The following is a 22962-nucleotide window of genomic DNA, read 5'->3' as shown; positions in this document are numbered from 1 at the left end:
TGGAGTCCCAGCGGGCGGCGTCGTCGGACCAGGAGTACGAGGCGAGGACGACACCGCCGCCCATGCTGTCCGCGATCGGGTGCGAGGGGTAGTACATGAACCGGTTGGGGTTGTCGGCGGCGGAGCCCCCGCCGAAGCAGTGGGTGGCGGGCCGGACGGCGGGGCCGCGCAGCGGCAGACCGTCGTCGATCCGCCGCATCTCCTCGGTGACGAGGCTGTCCTTGACGGCGGCGCCGAGCAGCCCGGCCTCCGGCTCGGGCAGCGTGGGCACGGACACGGTCTCGGTGTCCGCCTCGGGCCCCCGCCGGTAGTACTCGTACAGGCCGGGCGCGATGCCGTCCAGCATGTCGCGCCAGTCGTCCTCGGTGAACTCCCACCAGCGGTGGCTGAATTCGAGCAGCACCTTGGTGGCCTGGTCGTAGTGGGTCTCGATGATGGCGCGGCGCTTCTTGTACGACATCGAGGGGACGATCTCCACGAAGCGCAGCGCGGAGAAGGGGATGGTGACGACCGCCAGGTCCGCCGTCCACAGACGGGGCAGTTCCTTCGGGTCTTCCTCGTCGACGGTCTGTACGGCCACGCCCCACCCGTCGGGTCCGACCGCCCCGGTGCCGTCGGGGTCGGTGTCGCGGCTGGGGTCGTGGTACTCGAGGCGGATCATGCGCCGACCGAGCTGCACCTCGTCGCGCAGGCCCTGGTACAGGGCGTGCGGCAGGCGCCAGCTGCCGCCGGGGATCTCCCAGTAGCGGACGGCGGGGTTGATGTCGCTGCGGCTCAGGAAGCTGTGGAAGAAGGAGAGGTAGAGCCGCGAGGACAGGTTCTCCAGGGTTCCGAGGGCCTCGACGGCCTCGTCGCTGAGCCCGGCACGGTCGCGCAGGAAGGAGCCCATCGAGTAGCCGTCGAAGTCGCGGATCACCCGCGCCCAGCCCTCGACCCACTCGTCGAACGGCTTGTTGACTCGCTTGCCGTCGACGACGTCGGAGTAGTAGTCGCGCACGCTCTCCAGCGCCTCGTCCACCATCCGCGCGACGGGGGCGCGGACCTCGTCGTCGGTGAGGTGGAAGCCCTCGTTGATCCGCTCGGGACCGGCGGCGTAGTCGGCGCGCCGCACCTGGACGCGGTTGGCGCGGATCCAGGAGTTGCCGCGCTTGTCGGGTTCGGTGAAGTCCGGGCTGTCGTCGCCGTACGTCCACGTCCGGCCGGTGAAGGAGGTGTACGTCACCGGAGGGACGGGCACGTCGGGACCGCTGCCGGTGCGGGGATCGATGTCCACGTTGTAGAACTGGCGTCGGCCGAGCCCCAGTTTGTCGATCAGGGCGAGGACGAGCGGGTGGAAGTCGGGCAGCCGCATGGCCCCGGCCTCGGCGTACTGGGCCGGGTCGGCGAAAGGCTGGTGGTGCTTGGTGGTGCGGAAGGTCTTGATGCGTCCGCCCACACGGTTGGCGTTCGCCTCGAGGATGGTGACGTCGTGCCCGGCGTCCTTGAGCAGCCGGCCGACGACTAGGCCGGTGATGCCGGCGCCGATGACGAGGACCTTCTTGCGCGGGTGACGGGTGGTACCGAGGCGCCCCGTGTCTATCAGGGCGTGCAGATATTCGAGCTTGAGGTCTTTGCCGTCGGGTCCGACGAGGAGGAGTTCACGGGCGAGCCTGAGACAGGTCTGCCAGCGGGCACGGGTGGCGGAGTTGTCCCGTGGAGTGTCGGTCATAGCCTGCGATCGTAGATATGCCGAAACGGTTTCGCGGTTCACCCCGAAGACAAAGTCCTGAAACTACCGAGAGGCCTGGGTGGCGCGATTTCTACTTGCCTGAATTCTCGGCGATAAGGCGGAAGATCCCTGAGGGGCGACAGGGAAGTCGGATGCAACTGAAATAGCAATTCACTCGTGGAATGTGAAGCCCTTGAGACGAGGATGTGCCGATCCCACCCACAGATCCGACAGAAAAACCGTCACCCCACTCCCACAACTGACCGACCGATCAGCGACGTTGACATATGCATCCGGCCAACGTGCACCTGACCGCCGCCACGTCACCACCGGCGGGCAGCGTTCCCACCACCGGACGCACGCTCGTCGAACATGAATTCGTCCACATTGAAATCCGGCTGCACCATCGCCGTCGGCGGACCGGCGGTGCAAATCCCGCGGGACACCCGCTGCATGGCAGGCACACGGCACCGGCCCGCCGACCGGGAGGAGGCCGTTCGTTGGCGCCGGCCATCAATAGGAAACGAGGCGAAGGCCCATCCGGGCCACGCCACAGTTCCAAGGCCCGCATCGGTCAAGATCCGGACCATTCCCGGGCCAACCACTCCGACGAGGTGTCTTGGGCTGCTGAGAGGTTGTCTCAACTGGCCCGGACGTCCAGTGCGTTGCTGAGACCATGAGGGTGCCTGCCGGGTGGTGGAGTCCGGTCGGCCGTAAGCTCACGCGCAGTGGAGGGTGCATGGGTCGGGAAGCTCCCGTTCGATTAGGGCTTCGGGTCTCGGACGTCTCCGAAGCTGCTGCGTTGTATCGAGGACTCGGTTTCCAGCAGGTCGGTTCTGTGCCAGGTCCCGACGGCCACATGGTCATGGCGATCTTGCGCCGTGGAGACTTGCAGTTGCTCGTAGACGCTCTGACCGGGCTGCCGTTTCCCGACAGCGAGCGGGAACGGCAGACGAAGAAGGGGCCGCGCGGACTGGGTGTGGTGGTCGGTCTGGAAGTGGATGACATGGACGCTGTCGCCCGCTACTGCCGGTCAGCGGGCTGCCAGGTCACCATGGATCCGGTTGACGCTCCGTGGGGTGAGCGGTACTGCGAATGCGTCGACCCCTACGGGTACTGCTGGAAGTTCTTCCGTCTGCTGCCTGAGCAGAACAGCGACGGCCTGGATGCCGCCCACGACAGCTGGTTCGGTCCTGCCGACGAGAGGAACGTACCGGACTAGGTCCGCCGGCGATGGCGGCTGAAGACGCTGGCCGGCGCGACGAAGCCGAGGAGGAGCAACGGGGTGGTCAACGCCGGCGGCACCCACGAGCTGCGAGCCACGACGACCGAGCAGGACAGCACGTACACCGGAAGCGAGCGACCGGCCCGGCAGGCCGGGGCCGAGTCCGCATCCTCCTGCCCGACAAGACCGGAACCTCACCCGCGGCCGCCCTCGCGTCCTGGACGTGGTAGCCGCACCTGGGTGGCAGTCGGCGGAGGTGCTGAGGCTGGCCGCGTCAGCCGGACCAGTACTCGCCCCATGCCCTGGCCGAAGCGATCGTCGACACCGCGCGAACGGAAGCTGGACCTGTCGGTCCCGTCCGATGTTCATGGAGAAGCCCGGCCGGGGTGCTACGGGCACCGTGGACGGGCACCGCGTGACCGTCGGCCGCACCGACGTCCGGCGCCCACCCGTCCTGGGAGCGGGCGGCGGCCAGCCTGGACCAGCCGTGCTCGTTCGCGTGCTGAGCGGCCGCCATCTGCAGCTTCGTGCTGTCGCGCAGCACGATCTCCGTGAAACGGGCGGTGAAGCAGGTGGTCATCACCGGGCCCCGGAAACCCTGGCGGACGAGACGAGGGAGGTAGCCGCAGTGGTCCAGGTGTGCGTGAGTGATCACGACGGCCTCGATGTCCCCGCGTCGCAGGGCAGGCCACGCCAAGTTGCGTCAGCGCAGGCCAGCCAGGCCCTGGAAGAGGCCGCAGTCGACCAGGACACGCGCATGGCTGCTCTCGACCAGGAACTTGCTGCCGGTGCCCGTGCCCACAAATCTCGTCCTCGACTCTCGTGATGTGGATGTCCACAGCGGCGGCGACGGATGGGGGAGCCCCGGCCCGAGTGAGGTGTCGGCGGTCTCGACGGCGTACGCCACGAGGCGGCCGGGCAGCCGGTCCAGATCCCACCCCACCTCGACGGCTTCACCCAGTCCGTGCGGGCCCAGTGCCTCAGGCCGGGCAAGTAGGCAGGCCTCCAGCTCGAGGCGGTGGATCCGGCCCGGGTGACTCGGCGAGTGGGCGCCACTTCCAGGATCACGGTCGGCTCCGTGTCGTCCCACAGCCTGATCAGCCGCCCCGGATCAGGCTTGCATTCCGCGAGGACGGTTCCGGGCGGGAAGGGCCTCTCCAGCGCCCGCTCGCGCGGACGGGACAGCACCGCCCTGCCGACACCTTCGCCCTGCCGGGACGGATCACCGACGGGCGACGATCGCCATGCGTGCGGAGACGCTCACGGGGTCTCTCCCTCTGCGGCGGGTGTCTCCGGCCTGCGGGTCGGCGGATGCCGTGCCCCATGGGCCGAAGGGCCCAGGCCGGATCCGAGCGGCCCGTGGCGGCGGGGCACGGACGCGCTCACGCTGGAAACGGACAGCGTGAAGGGAGCCGGTGCGATGACCTCCGCCACCACCATGACCACGGCCTTGCCCGCCGTGCACCGCGAGCGGCTGATGCACCTGGCCCGCGAGGTCTCCTTCGCGGCCGGGACCCGCCTGTTCGAGGAAGGCCGGCGCGCCGACCGCTTCTGGATCGTGAGGACCGGGACCGTCACCCTCGACCTGCACGTGCCCGGCCGCCGTCCCGCCGTCATCGAGACGCTCGGGCACGACGAACTGGTCGGCTGGTCCTGGCACTTTCCCCCGTACCAGTGGCAGCTGGGCGCCGAGGCGACGAGCCCGGTGCGAGCCTGGGAGTTCGACGCCGACGCGGTCCGGACGATGTGCGCCGACGAGCCCGCCTTCGGCCGCGACATCGCGGTCTGGGTCGGGCGCGTGGTGGCCCAGCGGCTGCACGCCTCCCGCATCCGGCTGCTCGACCTCTACGCCCCCTACGGCAGCGGCGGACTGACATGACCACCCGGCTCCGCGAGGAAGACACCATGCACAGCAGCCCGCATCGAGTCAGCGACGTGATGACGCACGCCGTCGTCGCCGTCGGCCGCAAGGCTCTGTTCAAGGACGTCGTCGAGCGGATGGAGCAGTGGAAGGTCAGCGCCCTGCCCGTGCTGGAGGGCGACGGCCGGGTGATCGGCGTGGTGTCCGAGGCCGATCTCCTTGCCAAGGAGGAGTTCCGGGACAGCGATCCGGACCGCTTCACCCAGCTGCGCCGGCTGTCCGACCTGACCAAGGCCGGGGCGGTGAGCGCGCAAGAGCTGATGAGCGCCCCGGCCGTCACCGTCCGCGCCGACGCCACACTCGCCGAGGCAGCCCGCATCATGGCCCTGCGCAAGGTCAAGCGACTGCCCGTGGTGAACGCCGAGGGCCTGCTCGAAGGCGTCGTCAGCCGCGGCGACCTGCTCAAGGTGTTCCTGCGCCCGGACAACGACCTCGCCGACGAGATCCGCCGCGACGTGGTCGACCGCCTCTTCCCCGCTCCGGTCGAGCCCGTGCACATCTCGGTCACCGAGGGGGTCGCGACCCTGACCGGACGGGTGCCGGACTCCACCCGGATTCCTCTCGCCGTCCGCCTCGTCCGCGGCGTCGAGGGCGTGGTGGCCGTGGACTGCCGGCTCACCGCGGCCGACGGGTAGTTGCCCTCGTAGTGAGTACAACCGGCCCAAGGTGTGTCTCTTGGATCTTCGTAGCGTGGGACTCGGCCGCAGCCGGGCCGGGGCCGCGGCAGGATTGAGCCCGGGTCCAGCGGGTGAGTTCGTGCTGGGCCACCCCGCCGGGACCGGAATCCTGCCGCCGGTGCCGGAGCCACCCGAGCCGGTCCGCAACGGCACGTTCGTGGCCCGGCGGAAACTGCACACGCGCGCCGCCGCATCCCGGCTGGTGCCCCAACCTGCCGGCCGACCCGGCCCGCCACATCGAGGTGGGCACCGACGCGCTGCAGGGCCCTCCATGCGGTGAAGCCGCCTTCTTGCGATCCACGCCCGAAAGGCGCAGCCCGAGCAGCTTCCCCCCAGCTCCACGCTGCGGACCGCTCGTCCCGGCGTACGGACTTCGTCGATGAGTCATCGAGTCGCGGCCCTTTCCGACGCCGACCCGGCGGGGGCACACGCCGGATCCCTCAGGTCACCTCCGTCCCGCTCATCGTCACCCGGTGGGGAAGAGCCTTCAGCGCTTGTTCGGCCGATGGGATGAGGTCTACCCGTCCTGTCCCACCGGGGACGTCTCCCTGGCAGAAGCCGTGGGCGTGTGGCGCAGGAGAGACGAAGGAGACAGCAGGGATGGCCATTCCCTTCAAGGGCGTGATCCAGGAGGACATCCGGCATTCGGTGCCGGACGGGAGCCGTACAAACAGACGCAGGCCCCGGACGGCGCACCGAACGTGCTGTACCTGGTGTGGGACGACATCGGGTTCGGCACCTTCGACATCTTCGGCGGGCTGGTGGAGGCGCAGGCGATGCGACGGCTCGCCGAGATGGGAGTGAAGTTCACCAATTTCCACACCACGGCGCTGTGTTCGCCGACGCGTTCGTGCCTGCTGACCGGGCGGAACGCGACCAGCAACGGCATGGCCTGTGTCGCGGAGATGACCAGCGGCTTCCCCGGCTCCAACGGGTGGATCCCGTTCGAGAACGCGAGCCTGGCCGAGGTGCTCGTCGAGCGCGGCTGGAACACCTACGCCCTGGGCAAATGGCATCTCGTCCCCTCGGACGAGGCCAACCTGGCGTCCTCGAAACGGCACTGGCCGCTCGGCCGCGGATTCGATCTGTCCAGGTGCCGGCCATGCCCCGCATCACATCTTCAAGGACTGGGCCGACAAGTACGCGGGGAAGTTCGACGACGGCTACGAGGTCTACCGCCGGATGACGCTCCAGCGGCAGATCGAGCTGGGCATCCTGCCCGAGGGCACCGAACTGACCCCGATCAACCCGCACGGCGAGCCGGAGGCCACCGGGCCCTCCGGGCAGCCCTGGCCGGCCACGGACTTCGTCCGCCCGTGGGACTCGCTCGACGACGACGAGAAGCGCCTGTTCGCCCGGATGGCCGAGGTCTTCGCCGGTTTCGTCTCCTACACCGACGCGCAGATCGGCCGCCTGCTCGACTACCTGGAGGAGTCCGGGCAGCTGGAGAACACGATCATCGTCGCGGTGTCGGACAACGGCGCCAGCGCCGAGGGCGGCCCGAACGGCTCGATGAACGAGATGAACTTCTTCAACGGCGTCCCCGACGACATGGCGGAGAACATGCGCCACCTCGACGAGATGGGCAGCCCCAAGGCGTACAACCACTATGCGAGCGGCTGGGCGTGGGCGTTCAACGCGCCGTTCAAGTACTGGAAGCGGTGGGTGTCGTACGAGGGTGGCATCGCCGACCCGATGATCGTCGCCTGGCCCAAGGGCATCAAACAGAAGGGCGAGACCCGGCACCAGTACGTCCATGCCATCGATATCGTGCCGACCCTCTACGACATGCTCGGCATCACGCCCCCGGGTGTGGTCAAGGGCGTGGAGCAGAGCCCCATCGAGGGGGCCAGCTTCCGCAAGGTGATCGAGGACACGCAGGCTCCCGAGCCGCGGCAGACGCAGTTCTACACGATGCTCGGTACGCGAGGGATCTGGCACGACGGCTGGCACGCGGCGACCGCGCATCCGCCGGCGCCGTCCAACTGGAGTCACTTCGAGCAGGACGTCTGGGAGCTGTACAACCTGCGCGAGGACCGCTCCGAGAACCGGGACCTGGCCGCGCAGCAGCCCGAGAAGCTGGAGGAGCTGAAGCGGCTGTGGTCGGCGGAGGCCGAGAAGTACCACGGGCTGCCGCTGGACGACCGCAGCCCCATGGAGATCCTGAACACGCCCCGGCCGCAACTCTCCAAACCCCGCGACCGGTACGTCTACTACCCGGGCTGCGCCGACGTCCCCGAGGTGGTGGCCGTCAACATCCGTGGCCGGTCGTACACCATCGCCGCCGAGGTACGGCTGGACACGCCCGAGGCCCGCGGGGTGCTCTTCTCCCACGGCGGACGCTTCGGGGGCCACAGCCTGTACCTGATGGACGGGCACGTGCACTACGTCTACAACTGGCTGGGCCGCATGGAGCAGAAGGTCAGCTCCCCGGATCCGGTGAGCGCCGGTGACCACATCTTCTCGGTGGTCTTCCAGGCCGGTGAGCGCGACCCGCAAGGCAGTACGCACGGCACGCTCGCCCTGTACGTGGACGACCGTCAGGTCGCCCGGTCCGACATCGAGACCCAGCCCGGCAACTTCTCCCTGGTCGGAGAGGGTCTCGCGGTCGGCCGCGACGCCAGCCAGCCGGTCTCCGGCGACTACGACCCGCCGTTCGCGTTCCTCGGCGGCACGATCCGGCACGTCCTGGTCGACGTCAGCGGAGAGCCCTTCGAGGACGCGGAGAAGGAGCTGATCGGCATGTTCCACCGCGACTGACAGCAGCCCCCGGGCGTCGGGGCCCTCAGCGAGCGTCGAGGGTCCCGGCGTCCGCGGCGCAACGAAAGCCCTGGTGGCCGGTGCTGCTGTCCGGGGTGCTGGAGCTGCGGGCGGCCACCCGGTAGCGGCGGCAGTAGGAGGCGTGGCAGAGGTACGAGCCGCCCCTGATCACCCGGGACGAACCGAACGCCGGCCCGGCCGGGTTCTCGCGAGCGCTGTGCGTGTAGTAGTCCGGCGCATACCAGTCGGCGCACCACTCCCAGACGTTGCCGCACGCGTTGTACAGGCCGTGGCCCCCGGGCGGGTACGCGGTCACCGGAGCAGTGCCGTACCAGCCGTCCGGGCGGGTGTGGTGCTCGGGGAAACGGCCCTGCCACACGTTCATCCGCCGCTCCCCGCCCGGCTCCAGCTCGTCCCCCCAGGGAAACGCGGCCTGCTCCAGCCCACCGCGCGCGGCGTACTCCCACTCCGCCTCGGTCGGCAGCCGCTTGCCCGCCCAGGCGGCGAACGCGCAGGCATCGTTCCAGGACACGTGCACCACCGGATGATCGGCGCGGTCGGCGAGGTCGGAGTCCGGCCCCTCGGGGTGACTCCAGCAGGCGCCATACACCGGACGCCACCAGGGCGCCCCGGCCACGGCCCGGGTGTCGGGGAAGCCGAGCGGCAGCAGCCCGGCGAAGACGAACGACCAGCCGTACCGCTCGGCCTCCGTGACGTATCCGGTGGCGGCCGTGAAGGCGCCGAAGTTCGCGTTGGAGACGGCGCACCGGTCGATGCAGTACGGGCCCAGGGTCACCTCATGGACCGGGCCCTCGCCATCCCCGGGAACCGCCCACCTGTCCCGGGTCCCCATCAGGAAGGTGGCCGCCTCCAGACGCACCATGCCCGCCCGGTCCAGGCCGACGGCTGCCGGAACGGACGCCGACTCGACCTGCACCACGGCGGCGGGCCCCTCCCGCGAAGGGCCGCAGCAGACGGAACGCACCTCACTGTCGGACGTCATCCGGCCTCCACAGGGAATCAACCGCTTCGATTCTGGGGCAGCGACGCAGGGGTGCGCGTGACGACACGGCGGCCGTCAGCGCGTCCGCAGTGCGGCGTAAGCCTCCCGTACGGTGGAAAACGCGCGCAGCCGACGAGTGGCACCGTCCTCGTACGGGTTGGTGCGCAGGGTGGCCAGAACCGTGTCCCGAGGGCGCGCGAGGACCAGCTCGCAGTCGTGCTCGCGCAGGTCAACGGTGAGCCGGGCCAGGACCTCCGCCGCGGTGGCATCCACGTGGAACACCGCTTCGGCATCCAGCACCACATACCGCGAACAGGACGACCGGGCCGCTGCCAGGGCCAGGATCCGCCGATGGACGCGGCCCACGTTGGCGAAGAACAGGGGCGCGTCCACCCGGTAGATCAGCACCTCGGCGTCGGTGACCTCGTCCGGAGCCGCTTCACGCGGCTTCCCGTCATCGCCGACCGTGAGCACCGAGTCGTGCGGCCAGGCCACCCGGCGCAGCAGTTGCAGCAGCGCGAGGACGACGGCCACCAGCAGCCCGTGCAGCACGCCGAGGCCCAGGACGGCCACCATGACAGCAAGCGCGAGCAGGGCCTCCGCACGCCAGCCCCGCCACAGTTCCTCGAACCCGACGACGTCGATGAGACGCCACGCCGACACTATGACGACCGCGGCCAGCGCCGCCTTCGGCAGCAGGGCGATGACCGGACCTGTGGTCAGCAGGGCGACCATCACGAAGCCGGCGCACACGAGCTGGTACAGCTGGGAGTGCGCCCCCGAGCTCCGGGCGGTGAGGGTGCGCTGGGCACTGGCCATCGGCGCGAAGCCTCCGAGGAAGCCGGAGGCCGCACTGGCCGCCCCGATGGCGACCGACTCCCGGACCAGGGAGACCCGCCCTTCCGACGGCCCCGTTCTGCGCAGCACGGCCACACCCTCGATGGACGCGACCATGGCGATCCCGGCCGCGGTGGGAAGCAGCTCCCAGGCATCCCCGGCGCTCACGTCCGGCCAGACCGGGGTGGGCAGACCACCCGAGACTCCGCCGATCAACGGCACGCCGTGACCGGCCAGGTCCGCCACGGCCGACACGACGATGGCAGCCGCGCACACCAGCGGCGTCGGGGCGGCCCGCAGCACGGGCGCGGCCTGCAGTGCCTTCTTCAGGACGATGATCGCGACCAGCGAAACCACCCCCACCACGGCGGTCACCACCTGCACGGTGTCCAGATGCGTGAGCACCTGCCACAGCTTCACCATGGAACGGTTGCTGGAGACGTGGACACCCAGCAGCGTGGGCACCTGACCGGCCATGATCTGCACGGCCGTACCCGCCAGGTACCCGAGCACCACCGGACCCGACATGAAGGTGGCGAGCCCCCGCAGCCGCCCCGGGAGCAGCAGCAGAACACCGGTGAGCAGCGCCAGGCACGCGGTCAGCGCCACCGCCCGGTGCACGTCCGCTCCAGCACGGCCGCTCACCGCCGCGTAGGTCATGATCGCAGTGGTCGAGGAGGGGCCGACCGCCACCAGTCGGGTGGAGGTGAGCAGGGCGAACACGACGGTCGCCGCCACCGTCGTGTACAGACCGACGACGGGATGCAGCCCGGTCACCTGCCCGTACCCGAGGGCCTGCGGCACCAGGGTCACCGCGACCGCGAACCCGGCCACGACGTCCCCGCACACCCGGCGCGCCGAGTAGTGCCGCAGCAGCCCGAGCAGCGGAACCACGTCCGTCACCGACACCCGACGCGCCGTCATCGGACAAGTCTCGGCAGCTCAGGTGCGTTGCCCGCGGCACGACACCGTGTCTCGGGGCAAGGTTCGTCATTGCAGCCCAGCCCGCCTCGGTTCGGCCGACGTTCTCATCAGACACGGTTGAAGGGCCGGCCATGAGCGCAGTGAGGAGGGGCATTGTTGCCGCTCACATCGAAATCGGAGCAGGTGAGAAACAGATAGTTGAACTTGTCGAGCAGAAAGGCCAGGACCCCGATGACGACCGTGACAGCGAGAGCTCCCAGACGCTGGAACACAGGGAGTGCGGAGTAGTCAGGCACGAGGATCTTCGAGAGCAGCCATGCCGGCAGTGGCGCGCCCACCAGGGTGAGCGCTGCTTCGGCGTAATGAAGGTAGGGAAAGCCGTGGCTCCTCGGTGCCAGGGTGGCCAGGAGGATCCAGACGGACGGCAGCACCAGGGCAGCCCAGCCGCCAAGAGGCACGGATCCCCTGCGGTGCAGGACCGCCCCCGAAAGGAGAACCGCCGTGGCCACCGCCCAAAGGGCCAGCACGTTGTCGAAGAACACGGCGTTGTACGCGCCCAACGTGAAAGCGGGCCACCAGATGACGAGCGTTCCTCCCACGGCCGCAGTCGCCATGGCCCGCACGATGGAGTCGATCTCCGGCATACTCCGCTGCCGCCCCGAGCCCGGAGCGCCGGGTGCTTTTCCAACCATGCACTCTGATATATCCCGAAGGCGCCGGAAAGTGGTGTCCGCTCCCTATCGCGATCACGCAGACCACGCTTTCAGTGGTGCGCATCAGTAGCCGCCGCGCCCCGCCACCACCGCGGTCGCATCCACCATGGTCGTACCCGCCATGGTCGTACCCGCCATGGTCACGTGGCCGCCGAAGTTGGTCTCAGGCGTGCCGCGCGGAGTGAGGGGGGCACGGGGTGGGGCTCCTCCAGGGCGTTGCGTACCGGGTACGTGGCCTGACCACCACGTCCGCCCGATCCCAGACCCACACGTCGACACGGCGTTGGCCGCATGCCGCCGCCGCGCAGACGCCGACCGCAAGCAGCCCGAGCAGTCGGAGCAGCCCACGCATGATCAACGCGGTTCCCTCCCCCAGCCCGACGGCCAGCGTCGCATCGCGGCATTCTCGCAAGGAGAGGTGGGCGGGACGGCGAAAACGCAAGCCCCGTTGGCCAAGCGGTTCGGCCAACACAGGGCCTCGTCGGAGTACTTCGGAGGATGTCCCCCGCCAAGTCACATCCAGGGCACAGGAACCCGGGAAACGACGTTGACCCGCGAGAACGTACGGAGAGGAGCTGTCCCGATTCAACGCACATTTCCTTGCGCAACCCCAGGTCAATGCCCTACCGCTTCCAATCATTGAACGACTGGCGGCACTTCAGCCACAGGCTGCACGAGGCGGGGAATCGGCAGGCAACGCACCTCACACGGTTCGACCATGTTTTGGGCAACGTGCACCGATATCGCGTACCGATACCGGCCGACGGGTCACACTGAGCAATGGAGGGGACACGTGCGGCGGCCATCCGCCGACGCACCATCCCGAAGTGCCGCGCCGCTCCGGGGAAGGCGGCGAGTGGATCAGCAGGGGGATGCATGACGCAGTCGCTTCCGGGGCAACGCCTTGCCCGTGAGCAGACGTGCACCGGGCGCTCAGGGCTGCCGGTCGTCGTGGTCGGAGCCGGTCCGTACGGGCTGTCCGTGGCCGCGCATCTGCGGGCCGCAGGGGCCCCGGTGCGGATCTTCGGTGATGTGATGGGCAGTTGGCGACACGCCATGGCCACCGGGATGTTCCTGAAGTCGACGCCTGCCGCCACCGACCTGTCCGCGCCCGAGCCGGGCGGACGGCTGGCCGATTTCCGCAGGCTGCACGGTGAGTCGGAACTGACCGAGCTGACGCCGATCCCCTGCGACGTGTTCGTGCGCTACGGACAGTGGTTCCAGAGGCAGTACGTCGGCGAAGTGGACCCCACCCGGGTAGCGACGATAGACCCGGAGGTGGCCGACACCTGTTTTGCCGTACGGCTGGAGGACGGGCGGGAACTCACAGCCGCCGCGATCGTGGTGGCCACCGGCCTGAACGGACTGGCCCACATTCCTGAGACGTTGCGACCTCTGGCACCCGAAGGCCCCGGGCCCGGGGCCCTGGTGTCGCACACCAGCCACCACACCGACCTGTCGCGTTACGCCGGGCAGCGGGTCGCCGTGGTCGGTGGCGGGCAGTCCGCTCTGGAGAGTGCCGCGCTGCTGCACGAGGCCGGTGCCGAGGTGCAGGTGCTGGTCCGGGAACGCCGCGTGCTGTGGGGAATGACGCCCGACCTGACCCGCCCCTGGACGCAGCGCCTCGCCAAGCCGGCCTCACCTCTGGGCACGGGATGGGCCCTGGCCACCGTGTGCAAAGCCCCGGGCGGAGTGCGGCGGCTGCCCGCCTCGGCCCGGCTGCTACTGTTCCGGCGCGCGCTGGGCCCCTCGGGCGGCTGGTGGCTACGGGACCGTGTCGAGGGCATCGTGCCGGTGCGCACCTCATGCCGGGTCGTGCACGCCGAAGCGACGCCCGCGGCCACGGTGCGCCTACAGGTCGTCGGCCCCAGCGGCGCGCCGCCGGAGGCCCTGACCGTCGACCATGTGCTCGCGGCCACCGGCTACCGACTCGATCTGACGACCCTGCCGTTCCTGTCGCCCACGGTGCGCCGGGCGCTGGTGTGCGTCCCGGGTTCGAAAGCGCCCAAGCTGACCGCGGCCTTCGAATCGTCCGTCCCGGGCTTGTACTTCACGGGATCGCTGGCTGCCCCGATGTTCGGGCCCATGCTGCGGTTCGTCGCCGGGACCGAGTACGCCGCCACCCGTATCACCCGTGACGCGTTCCGCTGGAGCCCCGTCGGCCGTTGACCACATCCGCTCGCCGAGGGACGCCGGGTGGACGTCCGGCGCCGTGACGGCCGAGGAACTCGCCCATCGCGGCCACGCCATCAGCCCTGGCAGCCTGTATCCACGAGCCCTGTGTTGGCAACGGCGTAGTGGGCGAGGACCCCGAACGACGAGAACCCGATCGCGCCACGCACATCGGCGGTGGCGGCCGGCACCGCCACCACCGCCCCCACGAGCAGCTCGGCTCGGTGCGGGACGCCATAGCGCGGGTGAACAGCGGATCACCTGCCAGCCCGGTCGGCCCCAGCACCGCCAGCACCGCCACGGCGACCGCCGTGTACACACGGAGAGTGATCCCGAGCGCTCCGGGCAGTGTCGGGCTCATGGCCGGTGTGGTGGTGACACTTGCTCAGGAGTCCGTCGGCGGAATGAGGTTGTCGAGTGCCTCGGCGCAGTCCTGGGCGGCCTGGGCCGAGCGCGGCAGCATGAGGTTCTCGTAGGCGCGGACGGCATCGTCCATGCTGGATTCGGTGATGAGGGCGTGGGCGAGGTCGGTGCCGTCGAGCATGGCGAGGTTGGCACCGAGCCCGACGGGAGGCATCAGGTGCGCGGCGTCGCCCAGCAGGGTGATACCAGGGACGTGTTCCCAGGTGTGCGGGGCGGGCAGCACGAACACGGGCCGGTTGACGAACCCGCCGTCGTGGTGCCGCAGGAGGTGGCGCAGGTTCTCGTCCCAGCCGTCGAACATCTTCAGCAGATGTGCCCGCACGGCCGTCGTGTCGTCGGGTTCCACGTCGGCGGCCACCTGCCAGTCATCTTGGGCGCGGAAGGCGACGTAGACGCGGATGTGGCCGTTGCTGTTGCGTTGGGCGAGCAGGGCCTTGCCGTCGGCCGTCGCCAGGAGGGTGCCGTTGCCGACCATGCGTGCGAGGGCGGGATGGCGGGTGTCGCAGTCGTCGAAACCGGTCTCGATGAAGGTGACACCGGTGTAGCCGGGTGTGGCGTCCGACAGGGCTGGGCGGATGCGCGACCAGGCGCCGTCGGCGCCGACCACCAGGTCGGCGTCCTCGGTGGTGCCATCGTCGAGGAACAGGCGCCAGGAGCCGTCCTCGAGCGGGGTGGCCCCGGTGACGGTGCAGCCCCACCGGACGGTGCCCTCGGCGAGGGATTCCAGGAACAGGCTGCGCAGCTGGCCGCGGTCGATCTCCGGGCTGTCGTCGTGGCCGGGCCCCTGGACGGGCAGGGCGGTGGCGGTGACGGGGTCGACCACACGCCACTCCTGGCCTTCGGGGCGGGACACGGCGCGGAACCGGTCGAGCAGGCCAGCCGCGCGCAGAGCGATCTGACCGGTGTCCGCATGTATGTCGAGGCTTCCGCCCTGGGGGCGGGCGCCGGTGGCAGTCTCACATTCGAAGACGGTGACGGAGCGGCCGTGGAGCTGCAGGACGCGCGCTAAGGCAAGGCCGCCGAGACCGGCGCCGACGACCGCGATGCGGCGGCCGTGAGCGGAGTTCATGGGAGTGTCCCCTCGAAAGGTGGGTGAGTTGCCAGGAGGTCCGGCGGATGACCAAGAAAGCACAGCCGCCAGGAAAGTGCCTCTGAAATACGGTGTGCCGGTACCGAACGGACCAGGCGCCGCGAGCGCGAGAAGGCTCAAACCTGCCAGTCGCCGGCCGGACGCATCCCAGCGTTTTCTCGACCGCGGCGAAACGCTCGGCCCGCCAACTCCGGCGCTCACCCGCCAGGTGAAGCGCTCGGTCACAGTTGCGCCGAAGCCAGATAGTTGTCACTGTCCGGCGCCGCTGACCCGCGCCTTGGGCCAGGTCAGTGAACTCCACCCCGAGGCCATGGGCGCGGGTGTCGTCGGCACGGAAATACATCTGCGCGAGGCACTCGGCCGCGATGCGCTGCAGATGCTGCTCGGTGGCACCCTGCTCGCAGGCGGCGAACAGCCGATCGGCGTAGACGGACGGGAGGGCCTGGGTGACGTCGCGGATACGGGCGTCGCCAGTGGTGCCTGGCGCGGCGGTGAACCCGAAACGGGCGCGGGTGGAGACGACCAGGCCGTCCGTGGATGCCGCCTTCTTCTGTCAGCCCCCGCTGCGGAGGACCCCGGCTTTGCCGGGCGCGGCTGCGACGTACGTGTCCGGAGTGCCGATCCGGTCAGCCGAAGCCGGCCGGAGACGGGCAGCTACCCCCGGCGTTGTTGCAGGCCCGCGGATCGCCGTGCGATGACCTGCTCTTCAGTGGGTGGCGGTGAGGGTGTCGTCGAGCCAGTCGTAGATCCGGGCCAGGGACAGGCGCATGGCGCCGGGGTGGCAGTGGGCTCCGGCGCCTTCCTCGGCGGTGAACACCATCAGGGTCTTGGGGCACGTCAGGTGGTCGTAGAGCTGCTCGGGCTGGCCCTTGAAGAACTCGTCCTCGGCGGCGTCGCAGACGAGCGTGGGGCACTGGATCCGCTCCGCGATGCCGCCCTGGAGGGTGTAGTCGAGGTAGGAGGCGCTGAAGGCCCGGGGGGTGTCCACGCCCATCACGTACATGCCGTGGTTCATCGCCCACCGCGCGGTCGCGTCCTCGGCCATGATCTGCTCGAAGCGTGCGTCGAGCTCGGGAGCGGATTGCGCGCGCAGGAGCCGTTCGGCTTCCTTGCGGTCGCCGGGGATGTTCCGGGTGGATATCTGGCCGAGGTCGTAGACGCCGTCGACGGTCACCAGCGCGGCGAGGCGGTGTTCGAAGGCGGCCGCCCTGGGGGCGAGTACGCCGCCCATGCTGGAGCCGAGCAGTGCGATGCGGCTGTTGTCGACCTCGGGCAGGGTTTCGGCGAAGTCGACCACGGGAGTGATGACGTTCTCCCAGTCGGGGCGGAAGACCAGGCCCTCGCGGTGCCGCGGGCCGGGCTGTCCGGGGCCGTCGAAGGTCAGCACGGTGTAGCCGCGTTCGACGGCCGCCAGCGCGCCGCTGAAGTGGAGTTCCTCGGCGGTGCCGTCGAAACCGCTGTGCATGATCAGCGTCGGCCGGGGCTCCCCTGTGGTGTCGGCCCGGTAGAGGTAGCCGGGCAGCGCGGTGTCCTCGTAGGGGATGCGGACTGGTTCGATGCGGGGGGTGTAGAGCGCGGCCGCGGCCTGGAAGCAGGCCACGCTGCGGTCGTAGGCATGGTCGTGGCGAGGGTCGCACGGGTGGCCGTGCAGGAAGAACTCCGCCGAACGGTAGTAGTTCGAGGCGCGCAGGAAACCGTCCCGGGCACTGACCGGGTGGCCGGCGTCCAGGGCCCTCTGGGCCTCGGCGGCCACCCGGTCCGCAGTGGCCAGCCACTCCTGGTGCCAACTGTCGTAGTCACCTTCGACGATGCGCCCGCTCGTGGAGACCACCTCGCCGAAGTCCGCGCCGCCGTAGGCGATGTGACTCATCGACCGCAGGGTCTCGTACCAGAACTGGGGGTTGTCGGGAAACAACAGGTTCTTCATCGTGGATTTTTCCGTTCGTGCGTGGGGAGTTCCGCTGCTGGGGTCGGACGCCGTTGCGCGTCGCTGCGGCTGGGGTGGGTGGTCAGCGGGCGCTGCCGATGTTGCGGTCCGCGTCGGATCCCTTGAGCATCAGGGTGGTCTCCTCGATGCGGCTGAAGCGGCCGTCCCGGGCGAGGTCGGCGAACACGTAGACCTCCATGGCCACGGTCGTGCCGTCCGTCTTGGTGATGTGGCAAGTGTGCCGGTCGGCGTACTTGTCGCCGTCGTACAGTTCCTCGTGAACCTCGACCTTGCCGTCGGCGACGACGCCGCGCAGGTGGGCGATGTGGTCGAGGAACTCGGCGCGGTCGGCCCACTCACCGTCCGTGCGCTGGCGGTACTGCGGGGTGAAGTGGCGGTCGGCGGCTTCCTGCAGGGTGATGCCGCGGTTGAAGAGCAGGTCGTTGAGGGCGGCTTCGATACCGGTGCGGGTCATGGGACGTTCCTTTCGGGTATGTGCGAGACAGAGGAGATGCGTGCGTCGCGCACGCTTCTTCTTTACCGTAGCACTAATGCGTGCGCTGCGCACGCTTTGAGTCGAGGGGATGCTCAGCCGCGTTGTCCGGCAGCCGGCACGGGCAGATGCGGTCGGCACGGGCAGGTGCAGCCGGCCGTCAGGGGCGGCGACCGGCAACCGGGGCCCCGTCGGAGACGAACCGGGCGTCGCGAGGGACCGGTCGAACGCATGCGGGGCAGATCGGACGGCCGGGCCACAGGGCCGTCGCAACGAATCAGTTCACTCGTTCACGGCCAGAACGGGCCGCCTGCGCAACGGCAGTCATCGCCACGGCGGTGACGTGCACCCTCACTGGGGCGCACCAGCACCGACGGGGCAACGAGCGCCGGCGCGGGCCGCGCGCCGGAGGTCTGACGTCAGCGGGCGCCGGTGATCGGCTGACGGTCGACGCACAGGGAGTCAGGTTGCGCATTCTTGGCCCGCCCTCCCTTGATGTCCACACGCGCGCCGGGCTTGATGATGTCGTACACCTCCTTCCCGTCCTTGGGTGCGAGGCCGACGGCGCCGAAGACGGCGTCCGTGCCGAGGGCGGTGAGGTCGGCGGGATCCAGCCCGAACATCAGGAGCCGCTGATGGTGACTGCGGTCGGTGAAGATGACCGCCCACCGCCTGATGCCCGAATGGCTGATGAGCTTGCTGGGGCGCAGTTGCACAGTGGGGTACTTGGCGGTGACCGTGACCGCCGTCTCGCCGATCGGGCAGAAGCTCGCCGGCGCGGCAATGCGGAACCTCTTGCCCCCGATGGTCAGTGTGTGGGCGTCCAGATCGACCTTCACCCGCTGAACGGGCGCCGGGGACGGGGCGGGTGCGGGGGTGTGGGACACGGACGCCGCTGGGGGTACGTCCGTCTTGGCGGGGGAATCGAGGACGCCGGAGGTGACGGTGATCAGGGCCGCCGCCGCCAGTGCGGTGGTGCAGAGCGCAGCGCGTCGGCCGCGGCGGCGGCGTACCGCACGGTTCCTGACCTGTGCGCCTGTGGTCGGGACGGTGCTGTGTGCGGCCAGATCGTGGAGCCGGGCGGAGAGCTCCGTCTCGGTCAGGGGCTGCGGGGGCTGCTGGTCAGGCACAGGCTTCCTCCGTCGGATGCGGTTCCTCGCTCACCAGGTGAGCGGTGAGTGCCGTACGGCCGCGTGACAGACGCGCCTTTATGGTGCCGGCCGCGGCGCCGGTCTCGGCGGCTATCTGCTCCACGCTCAGATCGCACAGGTGATGCAGCACGATCGCGGTCCGCTGGGCCTCGGGCAGACGCCTCAGGGCGGCGACCAACGCCACGTGATCGGGGCTCGGTTCGGCCACCGGCCGCGGCGGGGACGCGCCGCGGACCAGCTCCCACCAGTGGCGCGCCCGCCGCCAGCGGCTCACCGCCAGGCGGTGCGCCACCGTGCGGAGCCACGCCTCGGGATCCCGGTCGCCGGTCAGGACGGACGAACGCCGGTCCCAGGCACGTACGAACGCCTCCTGCACCACGTCCTGGGCTTCGGCGTAGTCGCCCGTCAGGGCGTGGAGCTGGCCGACCAGACGCGGGTAGGCAGCCGTGTAGAAGAGGTCGAACTCGTCCTCGGTCACCTTGTCGTGCTCTCTCTCACAGCGCGGGGCGCGTGGTGTACGGCGGTGCGGTGGGGGTCCTGCCGTGGTTGCGGCGAGGGGTTATGCGGTCGTGGTCTGCCCGGCGGCGCTGTTCGCGAGCCACTGCTTCCAGGTCAGGTTCCAGTCGCCGTAGCCGTTGCCGGGGGCGACGGTGTCCTTGTTCGCTCCGGTGACCGTGATGACGTCGCCGACCTGTACCTGGTCGTAGAAGCCCTTGGCGGTGGTGGTGGCCAGGCCGACACAGCCGTGGGTGACGTTACTGTGCCCGGCCGCCGTGTCCGCGTGCGGGTTCTGATGCACGTAGGTCCCGGACGCCGTCAGGTGCACGGCCCAGTAGTAGTAGTCGTGGTAGGTGTCGTTCGGGCCCATGCCCACGGTGCGGGAGTCCATGAACACCCTGGACTGCTTGTCCATCACCACCATCGTCCCGTTCCAGGTGTCCAGTCCCGGCTTCCCCGCGGTGACCGGGATGCGATGCTGCTTGCCGCCGGTGTCGACGGTCATCATGTGCGTCTTCGTGTCGACCGTGGCGACCAGTGACCGGCCGATGGTGAAGTGGCTTGTGCCGTGCGAGCCGCGGCGCAGGGTGATCCTGGTGCCGGGCTGCCAGTAGGTGGTACTGGGGCGGAAGTCGACGCGCTCCCCGCCCGGAACGGTGTGGTCCTGCACCCAGCTCCACGCGCCCCTCGTGCCGGACGAGGTCTGCACGCGCAGCCAGCTCTCCACGGCCTCGCGCTCGGCGGCGGGGACCCGCTGGGGGAAGGTGACGGATATCGGCATGCCCACACCGACCGTCTGCCCGTCCCCGATGTTCACAATTGCCTGCGCGAGCACGGCAGGCTCCGGCATGGACGGAACCGAGTGCTCGTCGGACGGCTTGCCTGTGCCGTCGCTGTTCTCGCCCGTCGCCTTGATGGGCGCTGCCGCGGCGGATGCCCGGGCATCCGGTGCGGGGGTGGACTCCCGGACACCGGAACCCGCGTCCGTCGAGCAGCCGACGGCCGAGAGCAGAGCGATGCAGGCAGTGACAACGGCGCCGATACGGCCTGCGGTCCGACCGACCGAACGGTCCACGTACATGAAATCCCCCGGGTGATGTGCGGTTATCGCCTCCTACACGCACGGGCCCGGCACCGGGTTGCATGGGATCGGAACTTTTCCGGGAGAGGGGAGGAAGGTCGGATCGTCGCGGTCTGCGGTACCCGGCGTCGGGTCGGCAGTCGGACAAGGGCGGGCGCCGAGGAGTCGGGGCATTGATGAGTTCGGGATGGGCGCGGGAGGGCCTTGCGGGTCTCTCCGTCGCCAAGGCCGTCCGTCACTGTCACCCGCGGCTCTTGGACGTCATCGGCGCCGGGCCCGACAACGCCGGTGCCCTGCTGATCGCCGCCGGCGCCAACCCGGACCGGCCGGCCGACGAGGCGTCGTTCGCCGCCGACCTGCCTACGACGGGATGCCCGCACACGTCTCCACCTCGAACGACGCACGAAACAGGGCGTGTCGGAACGCGAGGCCATCCACTGTCGCAAACGCTACGTCGCCCGCAAGATCCACCGTGAGATCCAGCCGGCATCGGCTCTTGCTGCCTCCTCCGCCGCTGCTTGACGCAACAGAGGGGCATCCTCAACGCGCACCTCACCGCAGGCATGCGCCGCTACATCGCCGAACGCGACTGGCAAGACGTCGTCGACGGCTGCCTGGCCGGTACCGGCCTCGCCCCCTCCACCATGACGACATCACGCATTCAAGGTCAGTAAGCATCCCGGCCCGACTCGGGAAGCGCACGGCCCACAACCTGACGCAACATGACTCAAACCAATTCGGGTTGTGGCTCCCCTTGCCGCGCAGGTTCGGCCGTCGGCTCCCACAGTTCGGTGGTCCGTACGTAGCCGTGGACCACTGAGGCCATCGCCAGAATGAGAAGTGGTCCGAACACCCACGGATGTGTGGCCATCTCCATCGGCAGATAGCGATAGCACACCAGGAGCGCAGCGAAGACCGTTGCGCCGTATGCGACCAGCCGGGTTCCTGACCGGTCCCAGCCGCGTTCGAGCGAGCGCAGTGCGGCCTCGATCGTGAGCGCGAAGACCACGCCGGCCACGAGATCCGTGCCGTAGTGGTAGCCGAAGCCCAGCGTTGCACTGAGCGTGGCAATCAGCCAGAACGCGCCTGCGCATCGCAGAATGCGTGGGCCCTTGCGGGAATGAATGAAGATCGCGGTGGCCCACGCCGTGTGCAGGCTGGGCATGCAGTTGCGGGGGGTGATCTCGTCGTACGGCATCGGGTGCGGGGTACTGATCGGCGGCGGTATGTCCGGCCACAGGTTGGCCACCGCCCAGTGCACGCCGCCGGTGCCGGAGGCGCCCGGACCGTAGGCGAAGACCGGTCCGACCACCGGGAAGATCATGTAGATGCCCGGTCCGAGGAGGCCGATCACCAGAAAGGTGCGCACCAGATGATGGCGCGGGAAACGGCGCTCGACCCCCACATTGCGCAGCTGGTACAGCGCGACGACGATGGCGGCCACCGCAAGCTGAGCGTAGACCCAGCCGAGAAGATGGGTGCCGATCGGGCCGGTACCCCTGACAACCCGGCCTACCAGCCACGCTGGGTTGCCCAGTGCGTGATCGGCTGTTGCCAGGTACGGGTCGAGCACCGCCGGGCGGGTCTTCGACGTGATGAGCAGCCAGGTATCGCCGGTCTTACGGCCGGCCACCAGCAGCAGGCCCAGCCCGACGCCCTTCAGCAGCAGGACACGTTCCCGGCCGGTGCGGCGCGTGACAGCGACGACCGCATAGCCCAACATCACCCACAACGCACCGTTGCCGAAGAAATGACCGTCGGTCGTCTTGGCGTCGACCGCCCACCGCACCAGTACGAAGACGACGTCGATGCCGATCGCGACACCAGCCGCGATGAACCGTTGCCGCCAGGTGAGTACCACCATCATCAACGCCAGACCGGCGTACAGCGGCCCTGGCTTGGGGGCGAATATCACCTCTTTCGCCTGACTGGTCAACGGCCCCGGTACGCCGCAGCGACGCGCGGCGATCTCCAGCGTGATGAGGAAGCCGAGTGCGGCCACGCCCGCCGTGGCCCACAGCGTCGCCCGTGGTCGACGCCACGCGGCGAACGTAATTCTGCCGTTTATTCGCGAAAACACCCGCGATGCTATAGATATCAACTGTCTGGCCGATTTGTTATTTAGTTAACCAGGCACCAGGTCACTCTTCGTGCTGGATTGCATGGTCGCCCGGTGAAGGACGGAGCGGTGGTCGTCGTTGGCTCGAACATGTTATCGGAGCCGTGGGGCAGGTTTCGCTGGTCACAGGTGGCGCGAAGGTCGGTCGGTCCTGCCGCACGACGGTCCGACGTCAGGGGTTACCTGCCGGACAGCCCCGAGGTTCGTGAAATGGGACCGCGTCCGAGCCGCTGGTAGCGG

Annotated in this window: 18 protein-coding genes and 5 pseudogenes; 9 read left to right on the top strand and 14 right to left on the bottom strand. The window is 69.4% G+C overall.

The features are described from left to right. The first annotated feature begins 95 nt into the window (after positions 1–95). Positions 96–311 (top strand): hypothetical protein, encoded by a 216-nt coding sequence (locus tag AB0H32_RS03150; protein WP_361113338.1) that lies wholly within the window; start codon positions 96–98, stop codon positions 309–311. Between the two features lie 116 nt (positions 312–427). Here the strand turns inward: AB0H32_RS03150 and AB0H32_RS03145 are convergent. Then, positions 428–1708 (bottom strand): annotated as a pseudogene (locus AB0H32_RS03145) (FAD-dependent oxidoreductase); the annotation flags it as partial. Positions 1709–2384: 676 nt separating this feature from the next. Between AB0H32_RS03145 and AB0H32_RS03140 the strand changes: the two are divergent. Continuing rightward, positions 2385–2930 carry a VOC family protein gene (locus AB0H32_RS03140; RefSeq protein WP_361113335.1) on the top strand — a complete coding sequence of 182 codons (546 nt, stop codon included), beginning with the start codon at positions 2385–2387 and terminating at the stop codon, positions 2928–2930. 57 nt (positions 2931–2987) lie between these two features. Then, positions 2988–3369, top strand: a pseudogene (locus AB0H32_RS03135) (hypothetical protein); the annotation flags it as partial. 174 nt (positions 3370–3543) lie between these two features. On the opposite strand, the pseudogene AB0H32_RS03130 reads toward AB0H32_RS03135, so the two are convergent. Both AB0H32_RS03130 and AB0H32_RS03125 read right to left on the bottom strand, forming a co-directional pair. After that, positions 3544–3630 (bottom strand): annotated as a pseudogene (locus AB0H32_RS03130) (MBL fold metallo-hydrolase); the annotation flags it as partial. Positions 3631–3636: 6 nt separating this feature from the next. After that, positions 3637–3876 (bottom strand): hypothetical protein, encoded by a 240-nt coding sequence (locus AB0H32_RS03125; protein ID WP_361113332.1) that lies wholly within the window; start codon positions 3874–3876, stop codon positions 3637–3639. A 477-nt stretch (positions 3877–4353) separates the two neighbouring features. On the opposite strand from AB0H32_RS03125, the gene AB0H32_RS03120 reads away from it, so the two are divergent. From AB0H32_RS03120 to AB0H32_RS03105, 4 genes and pseudogenes are all read left to right on the top strand, one after another. Then, complete coding sequence (locus tag AB0H32_RS03120; protein ID WP_361113328.1) at positions 4354–4812, top strand: cyclic nucleotide-binding domain-containing protein; 459 nt, start codon at positions 4354–4356, stop codon at positions 4810–4812. 26 nt (positions 4813–4838) lie between these two features. Further along, on the top strand, positions 4839–5489 hold the full coding sequence (locus tag AB0H32_RS03115) for a CBS domain-containing protein (RefSeq protein WP_361113564.1): 651 nt from the start codon (positions 4839–4841) through the stop codon (positions 5487–5489). Between the two features lie 515 nt (positions 5490–6004). Beyond that, positions 6005–6553, top strand: a pseudogene (locus AB0H32_RS03110) (sulfatase-like hydrolase/transferase); the annotation flags it as partial. Further along, a complete protein-coding gene (locus AB0H32_RS03105) occupies positions 6546–8291 on the top strand; it encodes a sulfatase-like hydrolase/transferase (RefSeq protein ID WP_361113562.1) in 1746 nt (581 codons plus the stop codon). The pseudogene AB0H32_RS03110 and the gene AB0H32_RS03105, both read left to right, overlap by 8 nt. A 25-nt stretch (positions 8292–8316) precedes the next feature. On the opposite strand, the gene AB0H32_RS03100 is transcribed toward AB0H32_RS03105, so the two are convergent. From AB0H32_RS03100 to AB0H32_RS03090, 3 genes are all read right to left on the bottom strand, one after another. Then, a complete protein-coding gene (locus AB0H32_RS03100) occupies positions 8317–9174 on the bottom strand; it encodes a formylglycine-generating enzyme family protein (protein WP_361113559.1) in 858 nt (285 codons plus the stop codon). Positions 9175–9369: 195 nt separating this feature from the next. Beyond that, entirely contained in the window at positions 9370–11055 is a 1686-nt protein-coding gene (locus AB0H32_RS03095) for a SulP family inorganic anion transporter (protein ID WP_361113325.1), read from the bottom strand. A gap of 107 nt (positions 11056–11162) precedes the next feature. Beyond that, positions 11163–11699, bottom strand: coding sequence for a hypothetical protein (locus tag AB0H32_RS03090; protein WP_361113322.1), 537 nt, complete (start codon positions 11697–11699; stop codon positions 11163–11165). 945 nt (positions 11700–12644) lie between these two features. On the opposite strand from AB0H32_RS03090, the gene AB0H32_RS03085 reads away from it, so the two are divergent. After that, positions 12645–13937, top strand: coding sequence for an FAD-dependent oxidoreductase (locus AB0H32_RS03085; RefSeq protein WP_361113319.1), 1293 nt, complete (start codon positions 12645–12647; stop codon positions 13935–13937). A gap of 113 nt (positions 13938–14050) precedes the next feature. On the opposite strand, the pseudogene AB0H32_RS03080 reads toward AB0H32_RS03085, so the two are convergent. From AB0H32_RS03080 to AB0H32_RS03050, 7 genes and pseudogenes are all read right to left on the bottom strand, one after another. Then, positions 14051–14289, bottom strand: a pseudogene (locus AB0H32_RS03080) (amino acid permease); the annotation flags it as partial. 36 nt (positions 14290–14325) lie between these two features. Beyond that, positions 14326–15432, bottom strand: a complete 1107-nt coding sequence (locus AB0H32_RS03075; protein ID WP_361113317.1) for an NAD(P)/FAD-dependent oxidoreductase — start codon at positions 15430–15432, stop codon at positions 14326–14328. Between the two features lie 727 nt (positions 15433–16159). Next, positions 16160–17380 carry an alpha/beta fold hydrolase gene (locus AB0H32_RS03070; RefSeq protein WP_361113314.1) on the bottom strand — a complete coding sequence of 407 codons (1221 nt, stop codon included), beginning with the start codon at positions 17378–17380 and terminating at the stop codon, positions 16160–16162. Between the two features lie 82 nt (positions 17381–17462). Continuing rightward, entirely contained in the window at positions 17463–17855 is a 393-nt protein-coding gene (locus AB0H32_RS03065; RefSeq protein ID WP_361113311.1) for a nuclear transport factor 2 family protein, read from the bottom strand. Between the two features lie 437 nt (positions 17856–18292). Next, the gene (locus AB0H32_RS03060) at positions 18293–19003 is read right to left on the bottom strand and encodes a hypothetical protein (protein ID WP_361113308.1); all 711 of its coding nucleotides are present in this window, start codon (positions 19001–19003) and stop codon (positions 18293–18295) included. Further along, positions 18996–19502, bottom strand: a complete 507-nt coding sequence (locus AB0H32_RS03055) for a SigE family RNA polymerase sigma factor (protein ID WP_361113305.1) — start codon at positions 19500–19502, stop codon at positions 18996–18998. Before AB0H32_RS03055 ends, AB0H32_RS03060 begins: the two co-directional genes overlap by 8 nt. An 81-nt stretch (positions 19503–19583) precedes the next feature. Then, positions 19584–20603: a L,D-transpeptidase gene (locus AB0H32_RS03050; RefSeq protein ID WP_361113302.1), complete on the bottom strand. Its 1020-nt coding sequence runs from the start codon at positions 20601–20603 to the stop codon at positions 19584–19586. 518 nt (positions 20604–21121) lie between these two features. Between AB0H32_RS03050 and AB0H32_RS03045 the strand changes: the two genes are divergently transcribed. Beyond that, the gene (locus AB0H32_RS03045; RefSeq protein WP_361113299.1) at positions 21122–21277 is read left to right on the top strand and encodes a hypothetical protein; all 156 of its coding nucleotides are present in this window, start codon (positions 21122–21124) and stop codon (positions 21275–21277) included. A gap of 53 nt (positions 21278–21330) precedes the next feature. Here the strand turns inward: AB0H32_RS03045 and AB0H32_RS03040 are convergent, their stop codons facing one another. Continuing rightward, positions 21331–22683, bottom strand: coding sequence for a phosphatase PAP2 family protein (locus AB0H32_RS03040; RefSeq protein ID WP_361113296.1), 1353 nt, complete (start codon positions 22681–22683; stop codon positions 21331–21333). Positions 22684–22962 lie beyond the last annotated feature (279 nt).

The organism is Streptomyces sp. NPDC020362 (assembly GCF_040642095.1).
Taxonomy (GTDB): Bacteria; Actinomycetota; Actinomycetes; order Streptomycetales; family Streptomycetaceae; genus Streptomyces.
Note: the sequence above shows the minus strand (reverse complement) of the source record. Positions and strands in the feature narration are given on the sequence as shown.

What these genes read in the sequence shown, in the direction of transcription:
- AB0H32_RS03150 (WP_361113338.1), top strand. Translation starts at nt 96, where the DNA reads ATGAACCGGTTGGGGTTGTCGGCGGCGGAGCCCCCGCCGAAGCAGTGG.
- AB0H32_RS03140 (WP_361113335.1), top strand. Translation starts at nt 2,385, where the DNA reads ATGAGGGTGCCTGCCGGGTGGTGGAGTCCGGTCGGCCGTAAGCTCACG.
- AB0H32_RS03120 (WP_361113328.1), top strand. Translation starts at nt 4,354, where the DNA reads ATGACCTCCGCCACCACCATGACCACGGCCTTGCCCGCCGTGCACCGC.
- AB0H32_RS03115 (WP_361113564.1), top strand. Translation starts at nt 4,839, where the DNA reads ATGCACAGCAGCCCGCATCGAGTCAGCGACGTGATGACGCACGCCGTC.
- AB0H32_RS03100 (WP_361113559.1), bottom strand. Translation starts at nt 9,174, where the DNA reads ATGGTGCGTCTGGAGGCGGCCACCTTCCTGATGGGGACCCGGGACAGG.
- AB0H32_RS03095 (WP_361113325.1), bottom strand. Translation starts at nt 11,055, where the DNA reads ATGACGGCGCGTCGGGTGTCGGTGACGGACGTGGTTCCGCTGCTCGGG.
- AB0H32_RS03090 (WP_361113322.1), bottom strand. Translation starts at nt 11,699, where the DNA reads ATGCCGGAGATCGACTCCATCGTGCGGGCCATGGCGACTGCGGCCGTG.
- AB0H32_RS03085 (WP_361113319.1), top strand. Translation starts at nt 12,645, where the DNA reads ATGACGCAGTCGCTTCCGGGGCAACGCCTTGCCCGTGAGCAGACGTGC.
- AB0H32_RS03075 (WP_361113317.1), bottom strand. Translation starts at nt 15,432, where the DNA reads ATGAACTCCGCTCACGGCCGCCGCATCGCGGTCGTCGGCGCCGGTCTC.
- AB0H32_RS03070 (WP_361113314.1), bottom strand. Translation starts at nt 17,380, where the DNA reads ATGAAGAACCTGTTGTTTCCCGACAACCCCCAGTTCTGGTACGAGACC.
- AB0H32_RS03065 (WP_361113311.1), bottom strand. Translation starts at nt 17,855, where the DNA reads ATGACCCGCACCGGTATCGAAGCCGCCCTCAACGACCTGCTCTTCAAC.
- AB0H32_RS03050 (WP_361113302.1), bottom strand. Translation starts at nt 20,603, where the DNA reads ATGTACGTGGACCGTTCGGTCGGTCGGACCGCAGGCCGTATCGGCGCC.